19 protein-coding genes are annotated in these 22,728 nt (G+C 30.5%); 14 read left to right on the top strand and 5 right to left on the bottom strand.

The window, feature by feature from the left end:
• Positions 1 to 5: 5 nt before the first annotated feature.
• From BWR22_RS10315 to pepT, 3 genes are all read right to left on the bottom strand, one after another.
• Complete coding sequence (locus BWR22_RS10315) at positions 6 to 473, bottom strand: DUF6428 family protein (protein WP_076733595.1); 468 nt, start codon at positions 471 to 473, stop codon at positions 6 to 8.
• Between the two features lie 54 nt (positions 474 to 527).
• Positions 528 to 860, bottom strand: coding sequence for an ArsR/SmtB family transcription factor (locus BWR22_RS10310; protein ID WP_076733594.1), 333 nt, complete (start codon positions 858 to 860; stop codon positions 528 to 530).
• Positions 861 to 1,159: 299 nt separating this feature from the next.
• The gene (pepT, locus tag BWR22_RS10305) at positions 1,160 to 2,401 is read right to left on the bottom strand and encodes a peptidase T (RefSeq protein ID WP_076733593.1); all 1,242 of its coding nucleotides are present in this window, start codon (positions 2,399 to 2,401) and stop codon (positions 1,160 to 1,162) included.
• Between the two features lie 140 nt (positions 2,402 to 2,541).
• Between pepT and BWR22_RS10300 the strand changes: the two genes are divergently transcribed.
• The 11 genes from BWR22_RS10300 to BWR22_RS10250 all read left to right on the top strand — a co-directional run bounded on the left by BWR22_RS10300 (position 2,542) and on the right by BWR22_RS10250 (position 15,937).
• Positions 2,542 to 3,576: a quinone-dependent dihydroorotate dehydrogenase gene (locus BWR22_RS10300; protein ID WP_076733592.1), complete on the top strand. Its 1,035-nt coding sequence runs from the start codon at positions 2,542 to 2,544 to the stop codon at positions 3,574 to 3,576.
• 1 nt (position 3,577) lies between these two features.
• Positions 3,578 to 4,204, top strand: coding sequence for a LysE family translocator (locus BWR22_RS10295; protein WP_076733591.1), 627 nt, complete (start codon positions 3,578 to 3,580; stop codon positions 4,202 to 4,204).
• 15 nt (positions 4,205 to 4,219) lie between these two features.
• Positions 4,220 to 4,960, top strand: coding sequence for a hypothetical protein (locus BWR22_RS10290; protein ID WP_076733590.1), 741 nt, complete (start codon positions 4,220 to 4,222; stop codon positions 4,958 to 4,960).
• 52 nt (positions 4,961 to 5,012) lie between these two features.
• The gene (locus tag BWR22_RS10285) at positions 5,013 to 5,876 is read left to right on the top strand and encodes a hydroxymethylglutaryl-CoA lyase (RefSeq protein WP_076733589.1); all 864 of its coding nucleotides are present in this window, start codon (positions 5,013 to 5,015) and stop codon (positions 5,874 to 5,876) included.
• Positions 5,877 to 6,080: 204 nt separating this feature from the next.
• Positions 6,081 to 7,289 (top strand): DUF4856 domain-containing protein, encoded by a 1,209-nt coding sequence (locus tag BWR22_RS10280; protein WP_076733588.1) that lies wholly within the window; start codon positions 6,081 to 6,083, stop codon positions 7,287 to 7,289.
• Between the two features lie 86 nt (positions 7,290 to 7,375).
• On the top strand, positions 7,376 to 8,473 hold the full coding sequence (locus BWR22_RS10275; protein WP_076733587.1) for an imelysin family protein: 1,098 nt from the start codon (positions 7,376 to 7,378) through the stop codon (positions 8,471 to 8,473).
• A 60-nt stretch (positions 8,474 to 8,533) separates the two neighbouring features.
• Positions 8,534 to 9,895 (top strand): HTTM domain-containing protein, encoded by a 1,362-nt coding sequence (locus BWR22_RS10270; RefSeq protein WP_076733586.1) that lies wholly within the window; start codon positions 8,534 to 8,536, stop codon positions 9,893 to 9,895.
• Positions 9,876 to 12,317: a TonB-dependent receptor domain-containing protein gene (locus BWR22_RS10265; protein ID WP_198033373.1), complete on the top strand. Its 2,442-nt coding sequence runs from the start codon at positions 9,876 to 9,878 to the stop codon at positions 12,315 to 12,317. The genes BWR22_RS10270 and BWR22_RS10265 overlap by 20 nt, the downstream gene beginning before the upstream one ends.
• A gap of 122 nt (positions 12,318 to 12,439) precedes the next feature.
• Positions 12,440 to 12,688 (top strand): hypothetical protein, encoded by a 249-nt coding sequence (locus BWR22_RS10260; RefSeq protein WP_076733585.1) that lies wholly within the window; start codon positions 12,440 to 12,442, stop codon positions 12,686 to 12,688.
• 110 nt (positions 12,689 to 12,798) lie between these two features.
• Positions 12,799 to 14,268 carry an IMP dehydrogenase gene (gene guaB / locus BWR22_RS10255; RefSeq protein WP_076733584.1) on the top strand — a complete coding sequence of 490 codons (1,470 nt, stop codon included), beginning with the start codon at positions 12,799 to 12,801 and terminating at the stop codon, positions 14,266 to 14,268.
• A 151-nt stretch (positions 14,269 to 14,419) separates the two neighbouring features.
• On the top strand, positions 14,420 to 15,937 hold the full coding sequence (locus BWR22_RS10250; RefSeq protein WP_076733583.1) for a GH3 family domain-containing protein: 1,518 nt from the start codon (positions 14,420 to 14,422) through the stop codon (positions 15,935 to 15,937).
• Position 15,938: 1 nt separating this feature from the next.
• On the opposite strand, the gene BWR22_RS10245 is transcribed toward BWR22_RS10250, so the two are convergent.
• Positions 15,939 to 16,514: a hypothetical protein gene (locus BWR22_RS10245; RefSeq protein ID WP_076733582.1), complete on the bottom strand. Its 576-nt coding sequence runs from the start codon at positions 16,512 to 16,514 to the stop codon at positions 15,939 to 15,941.
• 213 nt (positions 16,515 to 16,727) lie between these two features.
• Here BWR22_RS10245 and BWR22_RS10240 point away from each other — a divergent pair, with 213 nt between their 5' ends.
• The 3 genes from BWR22_RS10240 (at position 16,728) to BWR22_RS10230 (ending at position 21,093) form a co-directional block, all read left to right on the top strand.
• Positions 16,728 to 17,990, top strand: coding sequence for a putative DNA modification/repair radical SAM protein (locus tag BWR22_RS10240; RefSeq protein WP_076733581.1), 1,263 nt, complete (start codon positions 16,728 to 16,730; stop codon positions 17,988 to 17,990).
• 1 nt (position 17,991) lies between these two features.
• The gene (locus BWR22_RS10235; RefSeq protein ID WP_076733580.1) at positions 17,992 to 18,762 is read left to right on the top strand and encodes a TIGR03915 family putative DNA repair protein; all 771 of its coding nucleotides are present in this window, start codon (positions 17,992 to 17,994) and stop codon (positions 18,760 to 18,762) included.
• Positions 18,763 to 18,876: 114 nt separating this feature from the next.
• Positions 18,877 to 21,093 (top strand): ATP-binding response regulator, encoded by a 2,217-nt coding sequence (locus BWR22_RS10230; RefSeq protein WP_076733579.1) that lies wholly within the window; start codon positions 18,877 to 18,879, stop codon positions 21,091 to 21,093.
• A gap of 72 nt (positions 21,094 to 21,165) precedes the next feature.
• Here the strand turns inward: BWR22_RS10230 and BWR22_RS10225 are convergent, their stop codons facing one another.
• Positions 21,166 to 22,614, bottom strand: a complete 1,449-nt coding sequence (locus tag BWR22_RS10225) for a glyceraldehyde-3-phosphate dehydrogenase (protein ID WP_076733578.1) — start codon at positions 22,612 to 22,614, stop codon at positions 21,166 to 21,168.
• Between the last annotated feature and the right edge of the window lie 114 nt (positions 22,615 to 22,728).

Here is a 22,728-nt window from a genome sequence, read left to right as displayed (position 1 = left end):
TTTAATTAACAACATCCACTTCCTGGAGCGCAAGAATTTCCAGATTGTATTTCAGAGAATTTTAATTTTGTTTTTTCTTGTGGAATCCCGCATTGGTCTTTAGCTAAACAATCTGTTTGTTTATTGGTTAATAAAAAATGTTTACCATCGAAATCAAGACCAAATTTTCCAATAGTATCACCTTGGTATTCTACTTCAATTTCTAAATCCTCTATACCTAAAACTTTTTCAGATAATTCTATAATATTTAAAAGTTTTTCTGGATGTAATCTATGGTCGTAATCGTTAGCATTCCATAATTGAAAATTTACAACATCCTCATGTCGCACTGTACCACCACAGTCTATAAAGTGTTTAGATATTTTACCAACTTCGGTAACATGAAAATGGTTTGGTACTAACTCTCCATTTGGTAATTGAAAAGAAATAGTTTCTAATTCATTTAATCTGTTTTTAACTTCTGATAATTTCATAATATTTTATTTATTTGTTTATTGCAATTATACGATTGATGTGTTTAAATTTTTTTAACAGCAATCTCCCTTTTTAGTTAGGTCTTGATCTAAAAATTGATTCATAACCTGTTTCATTTTTGTCCAATTTTCTGTGTCTATACAATAGCAAACACTTGTACCTTCAACGTTTCCTTTAATTAATCCTAATTGTTTTAATTCTTTTAAGTGTTGTGATATTGTGGGTTGCGCTAAACCAATCTCGTTAACTAAGTCTCCACACACGCATGTGTCTCTTTTAAATAAATGTTGTAAAATAGATACTCTTGCTGGATGACCAAAAACTTTTGCATAAAGAGCAATCTCGTTTTGTTGGTCTGTAAACATTTCTGATTTTACTAATCCCATAGTTTAAATTAATTTATTCATTGCAATATTACGATTAATAGATTTGTTAGAAAAATATATTTAGTTAAATTTTTATTAGAGGTGTATTAAATTACTAAATAAGGGAGCTCTAATAATTAATAAGAAGTAATTGTTTCGTATTATGCTTTTTACATAGATAATTTTTAATTCTAAAGTCATATAAAACCGGTATGGATAAATTTTAAATCCTCTGTAATTTTAGATGAATATTCTGTAAAAAGTTAAACCCATAAGACATGGCCTTATGGGTTTAATTTATATTAGAATTTTATTGGTTCTTATTTGTTTTTCTCTGCTGTAATCTCACAAATTTTACAAATAACCTCTGTTGCTTTTATCATACTTTCTACTGGAACGTACTCATAACGACCATGAAAATTGTGTCCGCCAGCAAAAATATTAGGGCAAGGTAAGCCCATATAACTTAATTGAGAACCATCTGTACCGCCACGAATGGCTTTAATTAATGGTTTTATGTCTAATTGTTTCATTGCTTCTTCTGCAATATCTACAATATGCATTACAGGTTCTACTTTTTCTTTCATATTGAAGTATTGATCTTTAATTTCAATCTCAATAACTTCTTTTCCGTATTGGCTATTTATCTCGTTCGTGATTTTTTGCATGACTTCTTTACGTGCTTCAAAATGTTCACGATCATGATCACGAATTATATATTGCATCACGGTATCTTCAACTTCTCCTTTAATAGAATATAGATGAAAAAATCCTTCGTAACCTTCAGTATGTTCGGGAGTTTCCATACGAGGTAACGAGTTTATAAACTCAGTAGCAATGTACATAGAGTTTACCATTTTACCTTTTGCATAACCAGGATGTACAATTTTTCCTTTTACACGAACTTTTGCGCCAGCAGCATTAAAATTCTCGTATTCTAATTCACCAATTTGGCTACCATCCATAGTATAAGCCCAATCTGCACCAAATTTTTCTACATCAAATTTATGCGCACCACGACCAATTTCTTCGTCTGGAGTAAAACCAACTTTTATAGTACCATGTTTAATTTGTGGATTGGCAATTAAATACTCCATAGCCGAAACAATTTCTGTAATTCCTGCTTTATCATCTGCACCTAAAAGTGTTGTGCCATCTGTAGTAATTAAGGTCTGACCTTTATAAAGTAGTAAATCTTCAAAATAATCTGGAGATAGTACAATATTTTCAGCTTGATTAAGCATAATATCTTTACCATCGTAATTTTCAATAATTTGAGGTTTTACGTTAGCACCAGTAAAATCTGGAGTGGTATCAAAATGCGAAATAAACCCAATTGTTGGTACATCGTGCTCTACATTACTAGGCAACGTTGCCATTATGTACGCATTATCGTCTATAGTAACATCGCTCATTCCAATGGCTTTAAGCTCATCTACTAAAGCATTTGCTAAATCCCATTGTTTTGCTGTACTTGGTGTTGTGTCGCTTTCTGGGTCAGACTCTGTATCTACAGTTACATAACCTACAAAGCGTTTTATTATATCTTGTTTTGAAATCATATTAATTTCCTGCAAACACAGGAATCTATTTAAAGGTTAACTAATAATTTAATGACGTAAAAATACAATTATTAAGTTTTTTTAAGCTTTTACATTGCTCATTTTTTTAATAAGAATTACTTTTGTGCAAACATTACTACATGTACAAAGCACTACTACGCCCGTTATTTTTTCTTTTTGATCCAGAAAAGATTCATCACTTTACTTTTTCACTTATAAAATTTACTTGTAAGATACCAGGAATGGCTTCGGTTTTTAGAAGTTTATATGTGGTTGAAAATGCCAAATTAGAACGAAAACTTTTTGGTTTAACTTTTAAAAATCCGGTAGGTTTAGCAGCAGGTTTCGATAAAAATGCAGTGTTATATAATGAGCTAGCAAACTTTGGTTTTGGTTTTATAGAAATAGGTACAGTAACACCAAAGGCACAAGCAGGAAACCCAAAAAAGCGTTTATTTAGGTTAAAAGACGATAAAGGCATTATAAACAGAATGGGTTTTAATAACGAAGGTCTTGATGCGGCTATCTCTCAATTAAAAAAGAATAAAGGTAAACTTATTATTGGTGGAAATATTGGAAAAAACACACAAACCAAACCAGAAGATTATACTAAAGATTATCTAGAATGTTTTAATGCTTTACATCCTTATGTAGATTATTTTGTACTCAATGTAAGTTGCCCAAATGTTGGCAGTCATGCAAAATTAAATGATAAAGACTATTTATTAGAGCTTATTGGCGCTGTACAAAAAGCGAATAACACTTTTAAAGTACAAAAACCAATTGTATTAAAAATTGCTCCAGATTTAAATAATGGGCAGTTAGATGAAATTATAGAGTTAGTACAAGAAACCAGTTTAGATGGTGTAATCGCAAGTAATACATCTACCGATAGAACAGGTTTAAAAGCTACAGATGAAAGATTGGCCGAAATAGGAAATGGCGGTTTAAGTGGGCAACCAGTAAAAGAAAAATCTACGCAGGTTATTAAATACCTATCTAAAAAAAGTAACAAAGCATTCCCTATAATTGGTGTTGGAGGCATACACTCTGCAAAAGATACTTTAGAGAAAATTGAAGCAGGAGCAGACTTAGTGCAAATATATACTGGTTTTATTTACGAAGGTCCATCGCTTGTAAAACAAATTAATAAAGCTATTTTAAAGAGGTGTTAAATTGAATATAGAAACACTTTTAGCATTTGTAGTTGCAACTTCGGCTTTAGCTATATCTCCAGGTCCAGATAATATATACGTGTTAATGCAAAGCATTGTAAACGGTACAAAGTATGGTTTGGCAACGGTTTGTGGTTTAATTTCAGGTTGTTTAGTGCATACTACTTTAGTAGCCTTTGGCGTATCGGCTATTATAAAAGAAAATGATTTGTTATTTTTTATAATAAAATGTTTAGGTGCGGCTTACCTTTTGTATTTAGCTTTTAAAGTATATAAAAGTGATGCAAAAGTAGAATTAAATGATACTGCAGTTCCTAAAAAAAGCATGTGGCAATTATTTAAGCAAGGTGTGATAATGAATGTGTTAAACCCAAAAGTTTCTATTTTCTTTTTAGCTTTTTTTCCAGGTTTTTTATTTTCAGAAACATTAAGTTCTGTAAAACAGTTTTATATTTTAGGTTTGCTGTTTATGGCAACGTCATTTATACTATTCTCTTTAGTCGCCATTTTAGCAGGTTCTATTTCTACTTATTTAAAATCACATAAAAATATAGGTTTATTTTTAAAATGGTTACAAATAGTTGTGTTTGTTGGTATTGCAATTTTTATATTCTTCTCAGAAAAATAAATTATCTTAGTATGGATGTTTAAATTCAAACTTAGATTTTCTATAATTATATTTTTAGTATTTATAGCCTTTACTATAATAGGAACTTTGTCTCATGAATATGGTCATGTTTTAGTTGCCAAATTTTTGGGCTATAACACTCATTTAAGTTATAGTTCTATGAGTTATAAAGAAAAAGGGTATTATGAAGATGCCGAAGTTAAAGAGATTTTTAGCATTGTAGATTTATACCATCATGAAATAAATAATAATCTACCATTTAAAGAAAAAAAACGTTTTAATACATTAAAGCATTCGTTGGAGAAAAAATACAAGCTTAATTTTAAACATATATTTTGGATTGCATTAGGTGGCCCATTGCAAACAATTTTAACGTCACTAATTGGATTATGCATACTTTTTTATAGAAAAACATCAACTAAACATAAATTAAAATTTTTAGATTGGTTAGCAATATTACTAGCATGTTTCATTTCTCGAGAAGTCTATAATACATTTGGTGCTTTAGTATCGAAATTTATAAATAAAGAACGTTTTTTTACAGGCGATGAATTTGAAATCTCTAGATATTTAGAATTAAATCAATGGGTGATTCCTATAATTACAGCATTAATTGGAGCTTGTGTAATGTATTATATCTTATTTAATGTAGTGCCTAAAGCTTACAGATTTTCATTTATTGTTTCTGGTTTTTTGGGTGGTATTTCTGGTTTTGTTTTTTGGAATAATTTTTTAGGTCCAATAGTATTACCTTAATTTAAGAAAACGTTTTAGTAACTAACTAACTTTATTATCTTTGAAGTTAATTATGAAGCACCAAGTAAAAGTTATAGAATGTCCAAGAGATGCCATGCAAGGCATTAAAGATTTTATTCCAACCGAAAAGAAAGTACAATACATACAATCTTTACTTCGTGTTGGTTTTGATACTATCGATTTTGGAAGTTTTGTATCACCAAAAGCAATACCGCAAATGGTAGATACTGCCCAAGTTTTAGCGCAGTTAGATTTAAGCAAAACAACAAGTAAATTACTATCAATAATAGCTAATACTCGTGGTGCAGACGATGCTTGTAAACATCCAGAAATAGATTATTTGGGTTATCCGTTTTCTATTTCAGAGAATTTTCAAATGCGTAATACGCATAAAACCATTGCACAATCTGTTGTAACATTGCAAGAGATACTTAATAGAGCAGACCAAGCCAATAAAGAAGTTGTTGTATACATATCTATGGGTTTTGGAAATCCTTATGGCGATCCTTGGAGTGTAGAAATAGTAGGCGAGTGGACAGAGCGTTTAAGTAAAATGGGTGTTAAAATACTTTCACTTAGCGATACTGTTGGTACTTCTAATCCAGAAAATATAGATTATTTGTTTTCTAATTTAATACCACAATATAAAGACATCGAGTTTGGTGCGCATTTACACACAACACCAACAACTTGGTTTGAAAAAGTAGACGCAGCTTATAAAGCAGGTTGTCGTCGTTTTGATGGTGCTATTCAAGGTTTTGGTGGTTGCCCAATGGCTAAAGACGATTTAACAGGAAATATGCCAACCGAAAAAGTACTATCGTACCTAACAACAAAAAAAGCACACAATTTAAATGCGATGTCTTTTGAAAGTAGTTATAACGAAGCCACTAAAATCTTCTCAAAATACCATTAATACTATCCTTAAAAAAATATTTTTTTAATCATAATTGACTTTATGTTGTTGATTATTAATGTTTTATTTTTAAATTTTATTCTTTATTTAAATTTAATCTAAATAAACTTGCATAAACTACTTTTCAGTTTTATTTTTGCAAACTGATTACATATCTATTTGTAATTAGTCTAAATAATAATAAATAAAATAATTTTATCAAAAATGAATAAACTAGTATTAGGTTTAGCAGCTTTAGCAACAATATCACTTTCATCATGTTCAAGTGATGATGATGCAGCAGTTGTAATTGAAACAAACAACGTAACAGCTCCAGATACTTATGTGTTTGAAAGAAACGGAAATACATCTGTAAGCTTTAGCGGTCAAACAACACGTATATTAATGGCAGACGAAATTGTGTCTGGTCTATCAAATACAGCAAATACAGAAACCATTTTAGATAATATGTTTGCACACCAAGAAGGCGCAAACGATTTTAGTGATGCCGCTTTAAATGCATCAGATAAAAGTGTAAGAAGTAAAACAGCAGCCTCAACAGATTTCTTTTCGGCTAATACAACAGATGCAACAGCAATAAAAGCAGAATTTGATGCTTTAATAGAAAACCAAGTAAATGTCGTATTTCCAAATTGGGATAATACAGCATCAGCAGGTAATGCAGGACAAATTCAAGAAGCTGGTGGTGGTTCTACACGTTATGTAAACACAAAAGGATTAGAAAACAATCAAGCGTTTGCAAAAGGTTTAATAGGTGGTTTAATGGTAGACCAAATGTTAAATAACTACTTAGGTGCGGCAGTTTTAGACGCCGGAGATAATAGAGCAAATAATGATGCCGGTGTGTTAGATGGTGATAACAACTACACAACAATGGAGCACAAATGGGATGAAGCTTACGGTTATTTATATGGTAACGAAGCAAATCCATCAGTACCAACTTTAGAAGGAGATAATTTTTTAAACAAATACTTATCTAGAGTAGAAGGAGACGACGATTTTGCAGGTATAGCAATGGATGTTTACAATGCATTTAAATTAGGTCGTGCTGCAATTGTTGCTAAAAATTACGATGTACGTGATGCACAAGCACAGATAATTAGAGAGAAAATATCTCAAGTAATAGGTGTTAGAGCAGTATATTATTTACAACAAGGAAAAACAGGTTTAGGTTCAGATTGGGCTTCTGCTTTTCATGATTTATCAGAAGGATACGGGTTTGTATATAGCTTACAATTTACAAGAAAGCCAGGTACAAACGAACCATATTTTACAAAAGCAGAAGTTGATGCTTTTACAACAACATTAATGAGTGGTAATGGTTTTTGGGATGTTACAGCAGAAACTTTAGATACTATATCTAATGCCATTTCAGCAGAGTTTAGTTTTACAACTGAACAAGCAGGAAGTTAATTTTTGAAGGTTAGTTTTTTAAATAGTGGCCTCCTTTTTTAGGAAGCTGCTATTTATTATTTTTGCAAATTAAATAAAAGAATAATATGTTTAAAAGAATATTAATAGTAGTACTAATAGCAGCAGCAATTTTTGCTTGTTCAAGTTCAGACGATTCTAACTCAGGAAGCGTTACCAATGACACTTACAATAGAACAGCAATGCTTACAAACATTGCCGATAACATTATTATTCCTGGCTATCAAAATTTAAGTGCAGAGTTAAGTACTTTAGTAGATTCTAAAAATGTATTTGTAGCTAATGTAAACCAAACAAACTTAGAAGCTTTAAGAACCAATTGGTTTAATGCATACCAATCGTTTCAAGCGGTACAAATGTTTCAAATTGGTAAAGCAGAAGAGATTTTGTTTGAAGAACAAATGAATATCTACCCAACCAATACTACAGATATTGAAAACAATATCGCCAATGGTAACTACGATTTATCAAGCGTAAATAATAACGATGCTGTTGGTTTTCCTGCAGTAGATTATATGTTATATGGTGTTGCAGATAACGATGCAGCTATTTTAACGACTTTATCTAATACTAATTATAGTACTTACCTTTCAGATTTAATAGATAGAATGCAAACACTAACCAATACTGTTTTAACAGATTGGACTTCGGGTTACAGAGATAATTACATTACAAACACAGCTAACGTAGCCTCTGGAGCAGTAAACCAAACCTTAAACGCTTATATTTTTTATTACGAAAAACGCCTTAGAGCAGATAAGGTAGGTATTCCAGCTGGTGTTTTTTCTAGCACGGCATTACCATCTAAAGTAGAAGCTTTATATAAAGAAGAAGACTCTAAAACATTATTATTAGAAGCACTAAATTCAGTGCAAGATGTTTTTAATGGTAAAGCAATTAATAGCGATGCTGAAGGAGAAAGCTATAAAAACTATTTAATAGCTTTAGATAGAAATGATTTAGCCGAAGTTATAAACAACCGTTTTGATGCAGCAAGAACTAAAATTGAAGCATTAAACACAAACTTTAAATCTCAAATAGAAACAGATAATACAAAAATGACTGAAGCTTACGATGCTATACAACTAGCTGTAGTATCACTAAAATCTGATATGATTTCAGTTTTTAATATATCTATTGCATTTGAAGATAATGATGGTGATTAACATTAAAATAAATTTAATAAAAAGGTTGTCTATTTAAACGGGCAACCTTTTTTTTGCATTATGAATAGCAAAATTAATTCATACCTAAACGCAACTACAAATGCCGCACCTTTAGCTGTATTTCGTATAGGTTTTGGTTTAATGATGTTGTACAGTATTATTCGTTATTGGGCAAAAGGTTGGATAGAAACTGTTTACATACAACCGCAATTTCATTTTAAATACTACGGTTTCGAGTGGGTAAAAACGTTAGGTAATTATACCTATGTTTTATTTATTATCTGCGGCATCGCTTCGCTTTTAGTGGCGCTTGGTTTTAAATATAGACTAGCTATTATTGCCTTCTTTTTAAGCTTTACTTATATAGAGTTAATGGAAAAAACTACGTATTTAAACCATTACTATTTTATAAGCGTTTTAAGCTTCCTCATGATTTTTTTACCAGCAAATGCATACTTTTCTGTAGATGCTTACAGTAATAAAATTCAATATAAAAACATACCACGATGGACAATAGATAGTGTTAAACTGCTATTAGGTATTGTCTATTTTTACGCTGGATTAGCTAAAATTAATAGCGATTGGTTATTAAAAGCACAACCATTAAAAACATGGTTACCATCTAAGTATGATATTCCGTTTATAGGCGAAAGTTTAATGCACCAAAATTGGTTTCACTTTGCTATGAGTTGGTCTGGTATGTTGTACGATTTATGCATTCCGTTTTTACTGCTTTATAAAAAAACACGCGGTTTCGCTTTTGTATTGGTTGTTATATTTCATGTATTTACAAGAGTATTATTCCCAATCGGGATGTTTCCGTATGTCATGATTGTTAGTGCGCTCATTTTCTTTGATGCTAACTTTCATAATAAAATAATAAGCGTTATTAAAAAAGGATTACGAATTCCTTCCGCGAAAGCGATACAAATAAAAGAAGTGTTTATAGTAAAAAGAAAAACATTAGTGTTACCAGTTATTACTCTGTTTTTTGTTTTGCAATTACTCATTCCTTTTCGCTATTTGCTATATCCAGGCGAATTATTTTGGACTGAAGAAGGTTATAGGTTTTCATGGCGCGTGATGCTAATGGAGAAAACGGGAAGCACCACATTTAAAATTGTAAACGGAAAAACGAAAGCGTTTTTTTATGTTCAGAATGACGACTTTTTAACGCCTTTACAAGAAAAGCAAATGAGTTTTCAGCCAGATTTTATTTTAGAATATGCACATTTTCTTGGCGACCATTTTAAAAAACAAGGTCATGAACACGTAGAAGTATATGCAAAAAGTTATGTCGCATTAAACGGAAGATTAAGTGCGCCGTTTGTAGATGAAACCGTAAATTTGTACGCCGAAAAAGAAACATTTAAACCCAAAGCTTGGATTTTACCATTTAACGATGACATTAAAGGATTATAAATTATTTTTCATTTGTTTTTTAATAGCAAGTATAGCCATTGCTCAAAACAAAATTTCAGGAACCATTACAGATGGTTCTAGCAACCAACCTATTGTAAACGTTGAGGTTTACGATAAAGATGCAGGATTGTTAACGACAACAAATACTTCTGGTTTTTTTGAATTTGAAACCGAAAAGCAAAATATTACCGTTGTATTTTTCTCTTACAATTACGAGGTTGTAGAGCAAGCAGTAACAGGTAACAGTACCATTGACGTTAAGTTAGTGCCTTTAGCCGAAACACTATCTGAAGTCGAAATATCTTCTAGAGAAGCAAAAGTGTTTGCTCTAAAACGCTTAAAAGATGTTGAGGGAACAGCAATATATGCAGGTAAAAAAACCGAAGTTGTTTTAGTAGAACAATCTATGGCAAGTTTAGCGTCTAACAATGCAAGACAAATTTATAGTCAAGTTTCTGGTTTAAACATTTATCAAAACGACGATGCAGGTTTACAGCTAAATATTGGTGGTCGTGGTTTAGATCCAAACCGTACAGCAAGTTTTAATACCAGACAAAATGGTTACGATATTAGTGCAGATGTTTTAGGTTATCCTGAGAGTTATTATACGCCAGCTGCCGAAGGTTTAAAAGAAGTGCAAATTATTCGTGGTGCTGCATCTTTACAATATGGAACGCAGTTTGGTGGTTTGGTTAATTTTAAAATGAAAGAACCTAACCCAACAAAACCTTTTGAGTTAATTACAAGAAACACCATTGGTAGTAATGGTTTATATACCAATTTTACAAGCGTTAGTGGTACTAAAGATAAATTGAGTTACTATTCATTTTTTAATTATAAAAAAGGAGATGGTTTTAGAGATAACTCAAACTTTGAATCTAAAAATGCATTTGCACATATAGGTTATCAATTTAATGAACGTACAAAATTAACAGGAGAAGTTACTTACTTAAGATATTTAGCAAAGCAAGCCGGTGGTTTAAACGATAGCCAGTTTGAAGAAGATCCATACCAAAGTAACAGAGCACGAAATTGGTTTCAAGTAGATTGGTTATTATATAATTTAAAATTATCTCATAAATTTTCAGAGAATACAAACTTTACATTTAATGCTTTTGGTCTTGATGCTAATAGAACAGCTTTAGGGTTTAGAAACAGACGCACAGATATAGAAGATCCTGGAGGAGCAAGAGATTTAATAAGTAGTGATTTTAATAACTATGGTTTTGAAACACGATTACTTTCTAAGTATAATGTGTTTAATAAAGACGCTACATTTTTAATTGGAGGTAAGTTTTATAAAGCAGATAATAGCTATTCTCAAGGACCAGGAAGCGATGGTGCAGACCCAAATTTTGATTCTGCAATAAACGAGTTCCCATTTTACCCAACACAATCTGCATACGATAACCCAAACTTAAATATTGCAGTATTTGGCGAAAATATATTTTATGTTACAGATAAATTCTCTGTTACACCAGGCGCAAGATTTGAGTTTATTAAAACCGAAAGTATAGGTTCTAGACAAACGTTTAATTTTGATGGTGCAGGAAACCCAATAGATGCAGGAGTAGAGTTCCAAGATATTGAAAACGAACGCTCTTTTGTACTCTTAGGTTTAGGCTTAAGCTACAAGGCTTCAAAAGCTTTAGAGTTCTACGGGAATGCTTCACAAAATTACCGCTCGATAACATTTGGTGATATTAATATTGTAAATCCGTCTAATGCTGTCGATCCAGATTTAGATGACGAGTCTGGTTTTACTTTAGATTTAGGAGTTAGAGGTAATATTAACCAGTTAGTTTCTTACGATGCAAATGTTTTTGGTTTGTTTTATAATGATAGAATAGGTTTAATAGACGCAACAATTCCGCCAGTAAATAATGTAGGTAAACTGCGTGTAAATGTTGGTGATGCTCGAATATTTGGAGTAGAATCTTTAATAGATTTTAATCTTAAAAAACTATTTAATTTAAATAATAAGTTTAGCGCTAATTACTTTATTAACTCATCGTTTGTGACTTCAGAATATACCTCTACAAATTTCGATAATACAAGTAGCGATGTTCGTGTTGGAAATAAGGTAGAGTTTATTCCAGATGTAAATATAAAAACAGGACTACAGTTTGGTTACGGTAATTTTTTATCAAACATTCAATATACGTACTTGTCTTCTCAATTTACAGATGCTGGTAACGATCCAGGAGGCGATAACCTAAATAGTATTGTTGGTACCATACCAAGTTACGATGTTTTAGATATTTCTATGTCTTACAAATACAAGCGTTTTAAGTTAGAAGCAGGAGTTAATAATGTGTTAGATAATGCTTATTTTACAAGACGTGCGACGGGTTATCCTGGACCAGGAATTATACCATCTGCAAACCGTAATTTTTATACTACACTTCAAATAAAAATATAATTAAACTAAGCCTTATTTTAATACAGTCTAAATACATATAGTTGAAATACAGTTATTTAAATTTGTTCTAAACACATTATTACATAGCTTTAAGTATTATTAATTATAAATAAAGTAAAGTTATGTCTATAAGAATAGGAAATAGTTGTATTAATTGTGATAATTTATTAGAAAACGAAAACTGTAAAATTCATGGTGTTAAAGTAAGTACAAGTTACACCTGTGATAGTTTTGAAATGAAAGCAGCTTTAAAAAACGATCCTAATTGTGATACTTGTGCAAGATACCAAGGTCCAACATGTGCAAATCCACAAAAAGCAACACCAGGTATGTTATGCTCACATTGGGCACCACAAAATGCTACAGCTTAAAAAAAACAATTTTTTTTATATAAAACAGTAAGCTTAATAGTTTACTGTTTTTTTTATTAGATTATTAAAGCTTAATAGTTATCTTTGTTTGCAATTAAATTCCAATTGCAATGACAGCACACGAAAACAAAATAGTTGGCGAAGGTTTAACTTATGACGACGTTCTATTAGTTCCAGCTTTTTCTGAAGTTCTTCCACGAGAAGTTAATATTCAAACAAAATTTACACGTAACATTACAATTAACGTTCCTATAGTTTCTGCAGCTATGGATACGGTTACAGAAAGTAGAATGGCAATTGCTATGGCTCGTGAAGGAGGAATAGGTGTGCTACATAAAAACATGACGATTGAGCAGCAGGCAACAAAGGTTCGTAAAGTAAAACGTGCAGAAAGTGGTATGATTATAGATCCTGTTACTTTACCATTAACAGCTGTTGTGGCCGATGCTAAAAATGCTATGAGAGAGCATAGTATTGGCGGAATTCCAATTGTAGATAATGATGGAAACTTAAAAGGTATTGTAACCAATAGAGATTTACGTTTTGAACACCAAAACAATAGACCAATTGTAGAGGTAATGACGAGCGAAAATCTTATTACAGCTGCCGAAGGTACAAGCCTTAAAGATGCAGAAAAAATTCTTCAAGAAAATAAAATTGAAAAGCTTTTAATTGTAAAGGAAGATAAGCTAGTTGGATTAATTACATTTAGAGACATTACTAAAGTAACCCAAAAGCCAATAGCAAATAAAGATACTTACGGTAGATTAAGAGTTGCTGCAGCAATTGGTGTAACTGGTGATGCTGTAGAAAGAGCAGAAGCTTTAGTAAATGCAGGCGTAGATGCTATAATTATAGATACAGCTCATGGACATACAAAAGGTGTGGTTTCTGTTTTAAAAGAAGTAAAATCTAAATTTCCAAAATTAGAAGTTGTTGTAGGAAATATAGCTACAGCCGAAGCTGCTAAATATTTAGTAGAAGCAGGTGCAGACGCTGTAAAAGTTGGTATTGGTCCAGGTTCTATTTGTACAACACGAGTTGTGGCAGGAGTTGGATTTCCTCAGTTTTCTGCAGTTTTAGAAGTAGCAAATGCTATTAAAGGTTCTGGAGTGCCAGTAATTGCAGATGGAGGAATACGTTATACCGGAGATATACCAAAAGCAATTGCAGCTGGAGCAGATACTGTAATGTTAGGTTCTCTATTAGCAGGAACAAAAGAGTCTCCAGGAGAAACTATTATTTACGAAGGAAGAAAGTTTAAATCTTACCGTGGTATGGGTTCTGTAGAAGCCATGAAAAAAGGAAGTAAAGATCGTTATTTCCAAGATGTTGAAGACGATATTAAAAAATTAGTACCAGAAGGTATTGTAGGTCGTGTACCATATAAAGGAGAGTTGTACGAAAGTATCCATCAATTTATTGGAGGTTTAAGAGCTGGAATGGGTTATTGTGGTGCTAAAGACGTTGAAACTTTAAAAGAAACAGGAAGATTTGTAAAAATTACAGCATCAGGAATTAACGAAAGTCATCCACACGATGTAACCATTACAAAAGAAGCGCCTAATTACTCTAGATAACAAGAAATTTTAACTATAAAAAAACACGATTAATATCGTGTTTTTTTATGCTTTAATTTAAAATATTTAATTGTTAATGTTAATCTAATTAGTGTAGGATTTAACAGTTTACTTTCTATTTTTATGTTCTACGATTAAAAGATAGTAAATAATGGAAATTATAGGTAACATAATTAAAGGAGCCATAAATTTAAAAGATGCTTTAACACCTTCGGTAAATCCTGTTGAAGCACAACAAAAAGTTTTAAAAAGCTTATTAGAAACTGCAAAAAACACTCAGTTTGGTGAACATTATAATTTTCAAAATATATTAGAATCAGAAAATATAACTGAAACATTTTCTAAAACCATTCCATATTATGATTATAATGAAATAAATAAAAAATGGTGGAGTAAGTTACATGATGGTGAGGAGAATGTTACATGGCCTGGAACACCAAATTATTTTGCTTTAAGCTCTGGTACAACAGGAAAAACAAGTAAAAAAATACCAGTAACAGATGCGATGCTAAGCGCTATAAAGCAAGCAGGAATAGATCAAGTTACTGCGTTAAGTAATTTCGATTTACCAGCAGAGTTTTTTACAAAAGAAGCTATGATGTTAGGTAGTTCTACAGATTTAGCAGAAAAAGATGATCATCTTGAAGGAGAAATAAGCGGTATAACGGCAAGTAATATTCCATCGTGGTTTAAAGGTTTTTATAAACCAGGAGAAGATATTGCAAAAATAGACGATTGGGATAAACGTGTTGAAACTATAGCAAAACGCGCAAAACAATGGGATATAGGAGCATTAAGCGGGATACCATCGTGGATGGAGCTTATGCTTAAAGAAGTTATAGATTATCACAATTTAGAAAACATACACGATATTTGGCCAAACCTACAAGTATATACTTCTGGAGGTGTTGCGTTTGGACCGTATAAAAAGAGTTTTAATGCCTTATTAGGAAAACCAGTAACGGTTATAGATACTTACTTAGCTTCCGAAGGTTTTTTAGCATTTCAAGCAAGACCAGAAACTACAGCTATGCAATTAGTAACAAATGGCGGTATTTACTTTGAGTTTGTTCCTTTTAAGCCAGAATACATAAATCAAGATGGTTCTTTAAAAGATAATGCACCTAGTATAACATTAAAAGATGTAGAATTAGAGCAAGATTATGTTTTAATAATAAGTACAGTAAGTGGTGCTTGGCGTTATTTAATAGGCGATACAATAGAATTTACAGATATAGAAAAAGCCGAAATTAAAATAACTGGTAGAACAAAATTCTTTTTAAATACTGTTGGCTCACAATTATCTGTAAACAAACTTGATGATGCTATTAGATATCTTGAAGAAGAATTTAATACTACAATTCCAGAATATACACTTTGCGCAAAACGTTTTGATGACGGTTTTTATCACAGTTGGTATTTAGGTTCAGAAAACTTAAATGAAGATAACACTAAAATAGTTGAAGCTTTAGATGGATACTTAAAAACCGCAAATAAAAATTATAAGGTAGCAAGAAGTAAAGCTTTAGAAGGCGTAAAGGTAAGTGTTGTAAAACCAGAAGTTTTTGCAGACTGGAGTGGTGCCAACAAGAAAAAAGGCGGACAGGTTAAAATGGAACGTGTTATGGGAGAAGATAAGTTTAAGGAGTGGGAAGCTTTTGCTAACTAATTTAAGACTTAGAAAGTTCTAAATCTCTTTGGTTAATTATTTCCATAATCTCTTCTGGAGATAAATAATATTTTTTAATTCGGGCAATATATTTTTCATCAATATTAGCTTGATTTAAAATAAAGTCCTTTGTTTTTAAAATGTACTTTTCCATACCAGATTTTATGGCAAAAGTATCGGCAGAGCGTTCGGCTTCAACTATGTGTTTATCGGATAATAAATATTTTATACCAAACCAAATCAAATTTAAATTACTTCTATTTCTATAATCCATTATGTGTCCTAATTCATGACCAATCCAACCAATTAAAACATCTTTAGGCATGTTTTTGGTAAAATAGGTTTCTCCAGAAATTTTTACTGTTTCACTAATGTAAATATTGTAAGAACGGTGACCTTTAGATTTAAAAAAACTAGCAAAAGAAGGTTGTGCTTGCATGGTAGACTTCTTTATATTCTTTTTAAATTCAAAATTTATAGGAGTATTTTGTAACTCTGGATAATAATCCATAGCAATTATAACTTCATTTTTAATAGATTCAGGAATCGTGGATTTTGGGTATGTGTTATTTGTCATTAAAATTAATATGGTTTGTAAAATTTTGTCTTTCCTTTAAATTATAATTTATAATCCAATTAAAAAATGATTTAACTTAATATGGAAGTAATTTTAACATTCTTACTAAATTTAAATAAAATCGGTTTCAAATGTGTTAATAATAATTTCAAAATCATTAAAATTTTAAGTCGCTACTTATTAATTTTAAAAGGTTAAAAATCAAAATTATTTATGTCTTTTGAACGTGTACAAGAAAAACTTAATATCCTTGCAGATGCCGCTAAATACGATGTGTCTTGCTCTTCTAGCGGAAGCAATAGAACTAACAAAAACAAAGGTTTAGGTGATGCGTCTGCATCTGGAATTTGCCATACATATACCGAAGATGGAAGATGTGTTTCACTCTTAAAAATATTATTAACCAACCATTGTATTTTTGATTGTGCATATTGTGTTACCAGAAAAAGTAACGATATAAAACGTGCAGCGTTCAAGGTTCAGGAAGTAGTAGATTTAACTATAAATTTTTATAGGCGTAATTACATTGAAGGCTTATTTTTAAGCTCGGGTATATTTAAAAATGCCGATTATACTATGGAGCGTTTAGTTGCAGTTGCTAAAAAATTAAGATTAGAAGAAAATTTTAATGGCTACATACATTTAAAATCTATACCAGGTGCTAGTGATGAGCTTATGCGTGAAGCGGGTTTATATGCAGATAGATTAAGTGTAAATATTGAAATTCCTACAGAAAAAGGTTTAAAACTATTAGCTCCAGATAAAAATAGAGCAGATTTTTTAAAACCAATGAAAAAGGTGAAAAATGAAATAATTCAATATAAATCTGAAAAGAAAATAATAAAAAGTACTCCAAAATATGCACCAGCAGGACAAAGTACACAAATGATTGTTGGTGCAAGTGGTGAAAATGATATGGAGATAATGTACACCTCTAATTATTTTTATAAAAACTTCAATCTTAAACGTGTTTATTATTCTGGCTATGTACCAATAAGTTATGATAATCGATTGCCACAAATAGGAACACCAGTGCCAATGCTTAGAGAGAATAGACTGTATCAAACCGATTGGTTATTGAGATTCTATGGTTTTAATATAGAAGAGATATTAAATAACGACCATAAAAGTTTAGATTTAGATATAGACCCAAAACTAGGTTGGGCATTACGTAATCTTCACGAATTTCCTATAGATGTAAATAAAGCAGAAAAACGAATGCTTGCCAGAATTCCAGGATTAGGCATGAAATCTGTTTATAAAATAATAAATGCTAGGCGTTACGGTAAGTTAAATTGGGAACATTTAAAAGCAATTGGTGTGGCCTTAAATAGAGCTAAATATTTTATTATTTGTGCTTCTAACGAGTACGAAAGACGAGATTTAACGGCCCAAAAAATAAAAGGTTTAATATTACAAAACTCTAAAAGTAAGTATACAAAAACCTTATCAAACCAATTAAACTTGTTTGGCTAAAATGTATACAACATTAATTTACGATGGCTCTTTTGATGGTTTTTTAACCAGTATTTTTGTAAGCTTCGATTTAAAATTGGAGAAAGTAAATATAGTTAAATCTCAATTTTTTCAGGAATCATTTTTTGAAGAGAAAGAAACTATAATTACAGATAAAGAAAAAGCAGATCGTGTTTGGTTAGGTTTACAAAAGAAAATAAAACCAATAGAATTAAGCAGAATGTATTATGCTTTTTTAAGTGAAAATGCTACAGTAGAAAACACATTGTTTATGGCAATAAAGTATGTGTTTAAAAGTAAAGATAATGTAGCTTCTAATTTCTCTAACCCATACATATTAGAAATTTCAAAACTATCTAAAAATGTAAGTAGAGAAAAACATAGAATGGAAGCCTTTGTAAGGTTTAAGCTTACAAAAGATAATATTTACTTTGCTAATATTGAGCCAGATTTTAATGTATTACCATTAATCACCAAACATTTTAAAAATAGATATGCAGACCAAAAATGGATGATTTACGATTTAAAACGTAATTATGGTATATTTTATAATTTAGAAAAATTAGAAACAATACAACTGTCCTTTAATAACAGTTTTGATCCCACAAAAACAAATGCGTCCTATTTTACAGATTCAGAACTAGAATTTCAACAACTTTGGAAAGACTATTTTAAAAGCACAAATATTAAATCTCGTAAAAATATGAAGTTACATATACAACATGTACCTAAACGGTATTGGAAATATTTAAGCGAAAAGAGTCCAATTTAAATTAATTAATATTTAAGTTTCTATTAATTGTATGTTTTACTTGCTTAAATTTTAGTTAGTTACAAATTATCTTATTAATATTGTAGTGATAACCTACTTATATTAAAAAAAACCTTGAATAAAACTGTTTTAATTATACTAGCATTATTTCTTCATTGTTCTGTAATTAACGCACAATCTAATAGCAAATCTCAACAAGAAAAAGTTGAGGAAAATAATAATCTTCAAAAGCAAAAAGATATAGATTCGTTAATTAGAGATTTGCGTGATAGTTTTTATGCTAAAGATTATGTTAAGACTATAGATGACGGGAAAGCAATTATAGAAAAAGCAAAACCTATAAATTATAATACAGCAGTTTATACAGTTTCTAGTATTTTAGGTAATACTTTTTTGCAATTAAATGATACTATTGCAGCCGTTAAAATTATTAAAGACCAATTAGAACAAGCAGAAGTTAGAAAAGACTCAGCAAATTTTTTAGGAGCAAGTATCGATTTAGGAAATATTTATTTTTATCAAGGTAAAATTGATAAAGCTCTAACATCTTTTAAGTCTGTTTTGCCACATGCAAAACAATCTAAAGACACAATACGTTTATTCATATTAAACTATAATATTTCCGAAATTTATTTAGATAAAAAAAACAGTAATAAGTCAGAGTTTTATGTTAATGAAACAGGAAAATACATAGATGCACTTAGAGCTAAACCTTATCACGCTGGATACGAATTAATATTAGGAAGATTAAAATATCTTAAAAATAATCCAAAAGAAGCCATTGTGCACTTAAGTAAAGCAATTGAAATTTCTAATAAAATAAATTATACAGAGTGTTTAATTAAAAGTTCAAGCTTTCATGCTCTTGCAAGTGCTAAATTAGGCGATTTTGAAACTGCGTATAAACTACAACAAAAGGTAGATTTATATAAAGAAGAAAAATATAATACAGATAAAATAAAAGCTATAGAAACTGTAACTGCAAAATTTAATATAGAGCAATACAAACAAGATATAGAAAGAAAAGAGCTTAAAAATAAAATAATAGAGCAAGAAGCAAATAGAAACGAAACAAAATTAATGTGGGTATCTTTTGCAACAGTAGGATTATTGCTTTTAATGCTATCTATATTGTATTCATATTTTAAAAGAAAAAAGCTACTTAAAGACTTAAAAGAAAGAAATATAAAATATTTAAAAGCTAAAGAAAAAAGCGAAGAATTAGCAATTGCAAAAAGTTTGTTTTTTTCAAATATAAGTCACGAACTTAGAACTCCACTATATGGAATTATAGGTTTATCTTCTATTTTAATGGATGATAAAACTTTAGATAAACACAGAGAAGATGTTAAGTCTTTAAAATTTTCTGCAGACTACTTATTATCATTAATAAATGATGTTTTACAAATTAGTAAACTAGATTCTAAACAAGAAAATAAGTTAAATAAAAAAGCTTTTAACCTAAAAGATCTTGTAATTGGTATTATGAAGTCTTTTGAGTTTTTAAAGGTGCAAAACATGAATACCTTTAATATTAAAATTTCTGAAGACATACCTAATATTTTAATAGGCGATGATGTAAAATTATCTCAGATACTAATTAATATTATTGGAAATGCCTGTAAATTCACCGAGAATGGTATAATAACAGTAAATGTTGGTGTTGAAGCTATAAAAGATAATAATGTAACAATTAATTTTAACATTAAAGATACTGGTATAGGTATAGAAAAAAGTAAACAAGAAGTAATTTTTAATGAATTTGCTCAAGTAGAAAATAGAACAAAAGGATACCAAGGCACAGGCTTAGGTTTACCTATTGTTAAAAAACTTTTAGAGATACATAAATCTAAAATTAACCTTATTAGTGAAGAAGGGAAAGGAACAGAAATTAGTTTTAAAATAACTTACGATATAGCAACCGAAACGTCCCAAGTTATAAAGGAAAATTTATTAGAATCTAAAATTTCTATTAGAAATAAAACAATTTTAGTTGTAGATGATAATAGAATAAATAGAATAGTAACTAAAAAAATTCTAGAAAAATATAAAGCAAAACCATTGGTTGCAAATGGAGGACTTGAGGCAATAGAATTTGTTAAAAATAATACAGTTGAACTTATTTTAATGGATATTAACATGCCAGAAATGAATGGCTTAGAAGCAACAGAAGCGATTAGGTTAATAAATCCAGATGTGCCTGTAATAGCTTTAACTGCAGTAGAAATTGAAGAAATGAAAGAAAGTATACAAAACTCAACAATTTGCGATATTATAGTAAAACCTTACGACGAGGTCGTTTTTATAGAGACCATTTTAAAACATATTTAATTAAGGTTTAACAATAAAAAAAGCTCAAAATTGACATACAATTCTGAGCTTTTTTTATAAAGAATACTACTATTAATAGTAAGTAAAACGTCTTACTTTAGCAATATGTTTAGCTAAACGAATAACTTGATGGCTGTATCCATATTCGTTATCATACCAAACATAAAGTATTGCATTTTTTCCATCTTTCCTTACAATAGTAGCTTTACTATCATAAATAGAAGGAGCAGAGCAACCAACGATATCGCTAGAAACTAACTCGTCGCTCATTTCATATTTAATTTGTTCTACTAAATCACCTTCTAAAGCATATTTTTTTAATGTAGCATTCATACTATCAACACTAGCTTTAGATTTTAATTCTAAATTTAAAATAGCCAAAGATCCGTTAGGAACAGGAACTCGAATAGCATTAGAAGTTAGTTTCCCTTCAAAACTTGGTAATGCTTTAGAAACAGCAGCACCAGCACCAGTTTCTGTAATAACCATGTTTAATGCTGCAGCACGACCACGTCTGTATTTTTTATGAAAATTATCAACTAAATTCTGGTCGTTAGTATAAGCGTGTATTGTTTCTAAGTGTCCGCTTTTTACACCAAAAGTATCTTCAATAGCCTTTAAAACAGGAGTAATAGCGTTAGTAGTACAAGAAGCAGCAGAAAATATATCTAAACTATCTGGGTCATTTTCTAAATGGTTTACACCGTGTACAATATTTGGAATACCTTTACCAGGCGCAGTAAGTAAAACCTTGTCTGCACCAGGAGAATTTTTTAAACGTGTTAAGGCTTCTTTATCTCTAAAAACACCCGTGTTATCAATAATTAAAGCATTATTAATATCGTATTTTGTATAATCTATGTCTTCTGGTTGATTTGCTGAAATAATTCTAACCGTAGTACCATTAATAATTAAAGATTCATTTTCTAAATCTACAGCAACAGTTCCAGAAAATTCACCGTGAACAGAATCGTTACGTAATAATGAAGCTCTTTTTTCTAATACAGTTGCATCGTTTTTACCACGTGTAACAATAGCACGTAAACGCAATTGGCTACCTTTACCAGTTCTAGTCATTAATTCTCGGGCAACTAAACGCCCAATACGTCCAAAACCATATAATACAACATCTTTAGGAGTTATATCATCTGTTTTATCAGCGTTTTTTAATTTGCTAGAAACAAATGCCATAGCATTTGAATGCTCTTGCTCTTCTAAATGATACTCGTAAGTTAATTTACCAATATCCAATTTTGCTGGCGGAATATCTAATGTCTTAATAGCTTGTGCAATTTCCACAGAGTCAAAAACCGAAATTGGTTTTTGCACAAATTCACCTGCATATTCATGAAGGTTTAAAATTTGGCTTACATTTCTATCTATTAATTGGTTTCTAAAAAGAACCAACTCTATAGATTTGTCGTACCAAAGGTCGCTAACAATTTTAATAAATTCTACGGTAGCACGACGTCTGTCGGCTTGAAAAGCTAGTTCGTTTTCATAGGTTTCTTTAACTGGCATTCGTTTAAGTATTTAGTGAGTTGTTTTTTATATTTCAGTTTTACTGAAATTTTTTGCAAAAGTATAGAATTCAAACGTTTTCGTAAAGGATTTTAAATAAAAAAATAAAAGCAC

This window comes from Lacinutrix venerupis (assembly GCF_001971745.1).
Taxonomy (GTDB): Bacteria; Bacteroidota; Bacteroidia; order Flavobacteriales; family Flavobacteriaceae; genus Lacinutrix; species Lacinutrix venerupis.
Note: the sequence above shows the minus strand (reverse complement) of the source record. Positions and strands in the feature narration are given on the sequence as shown.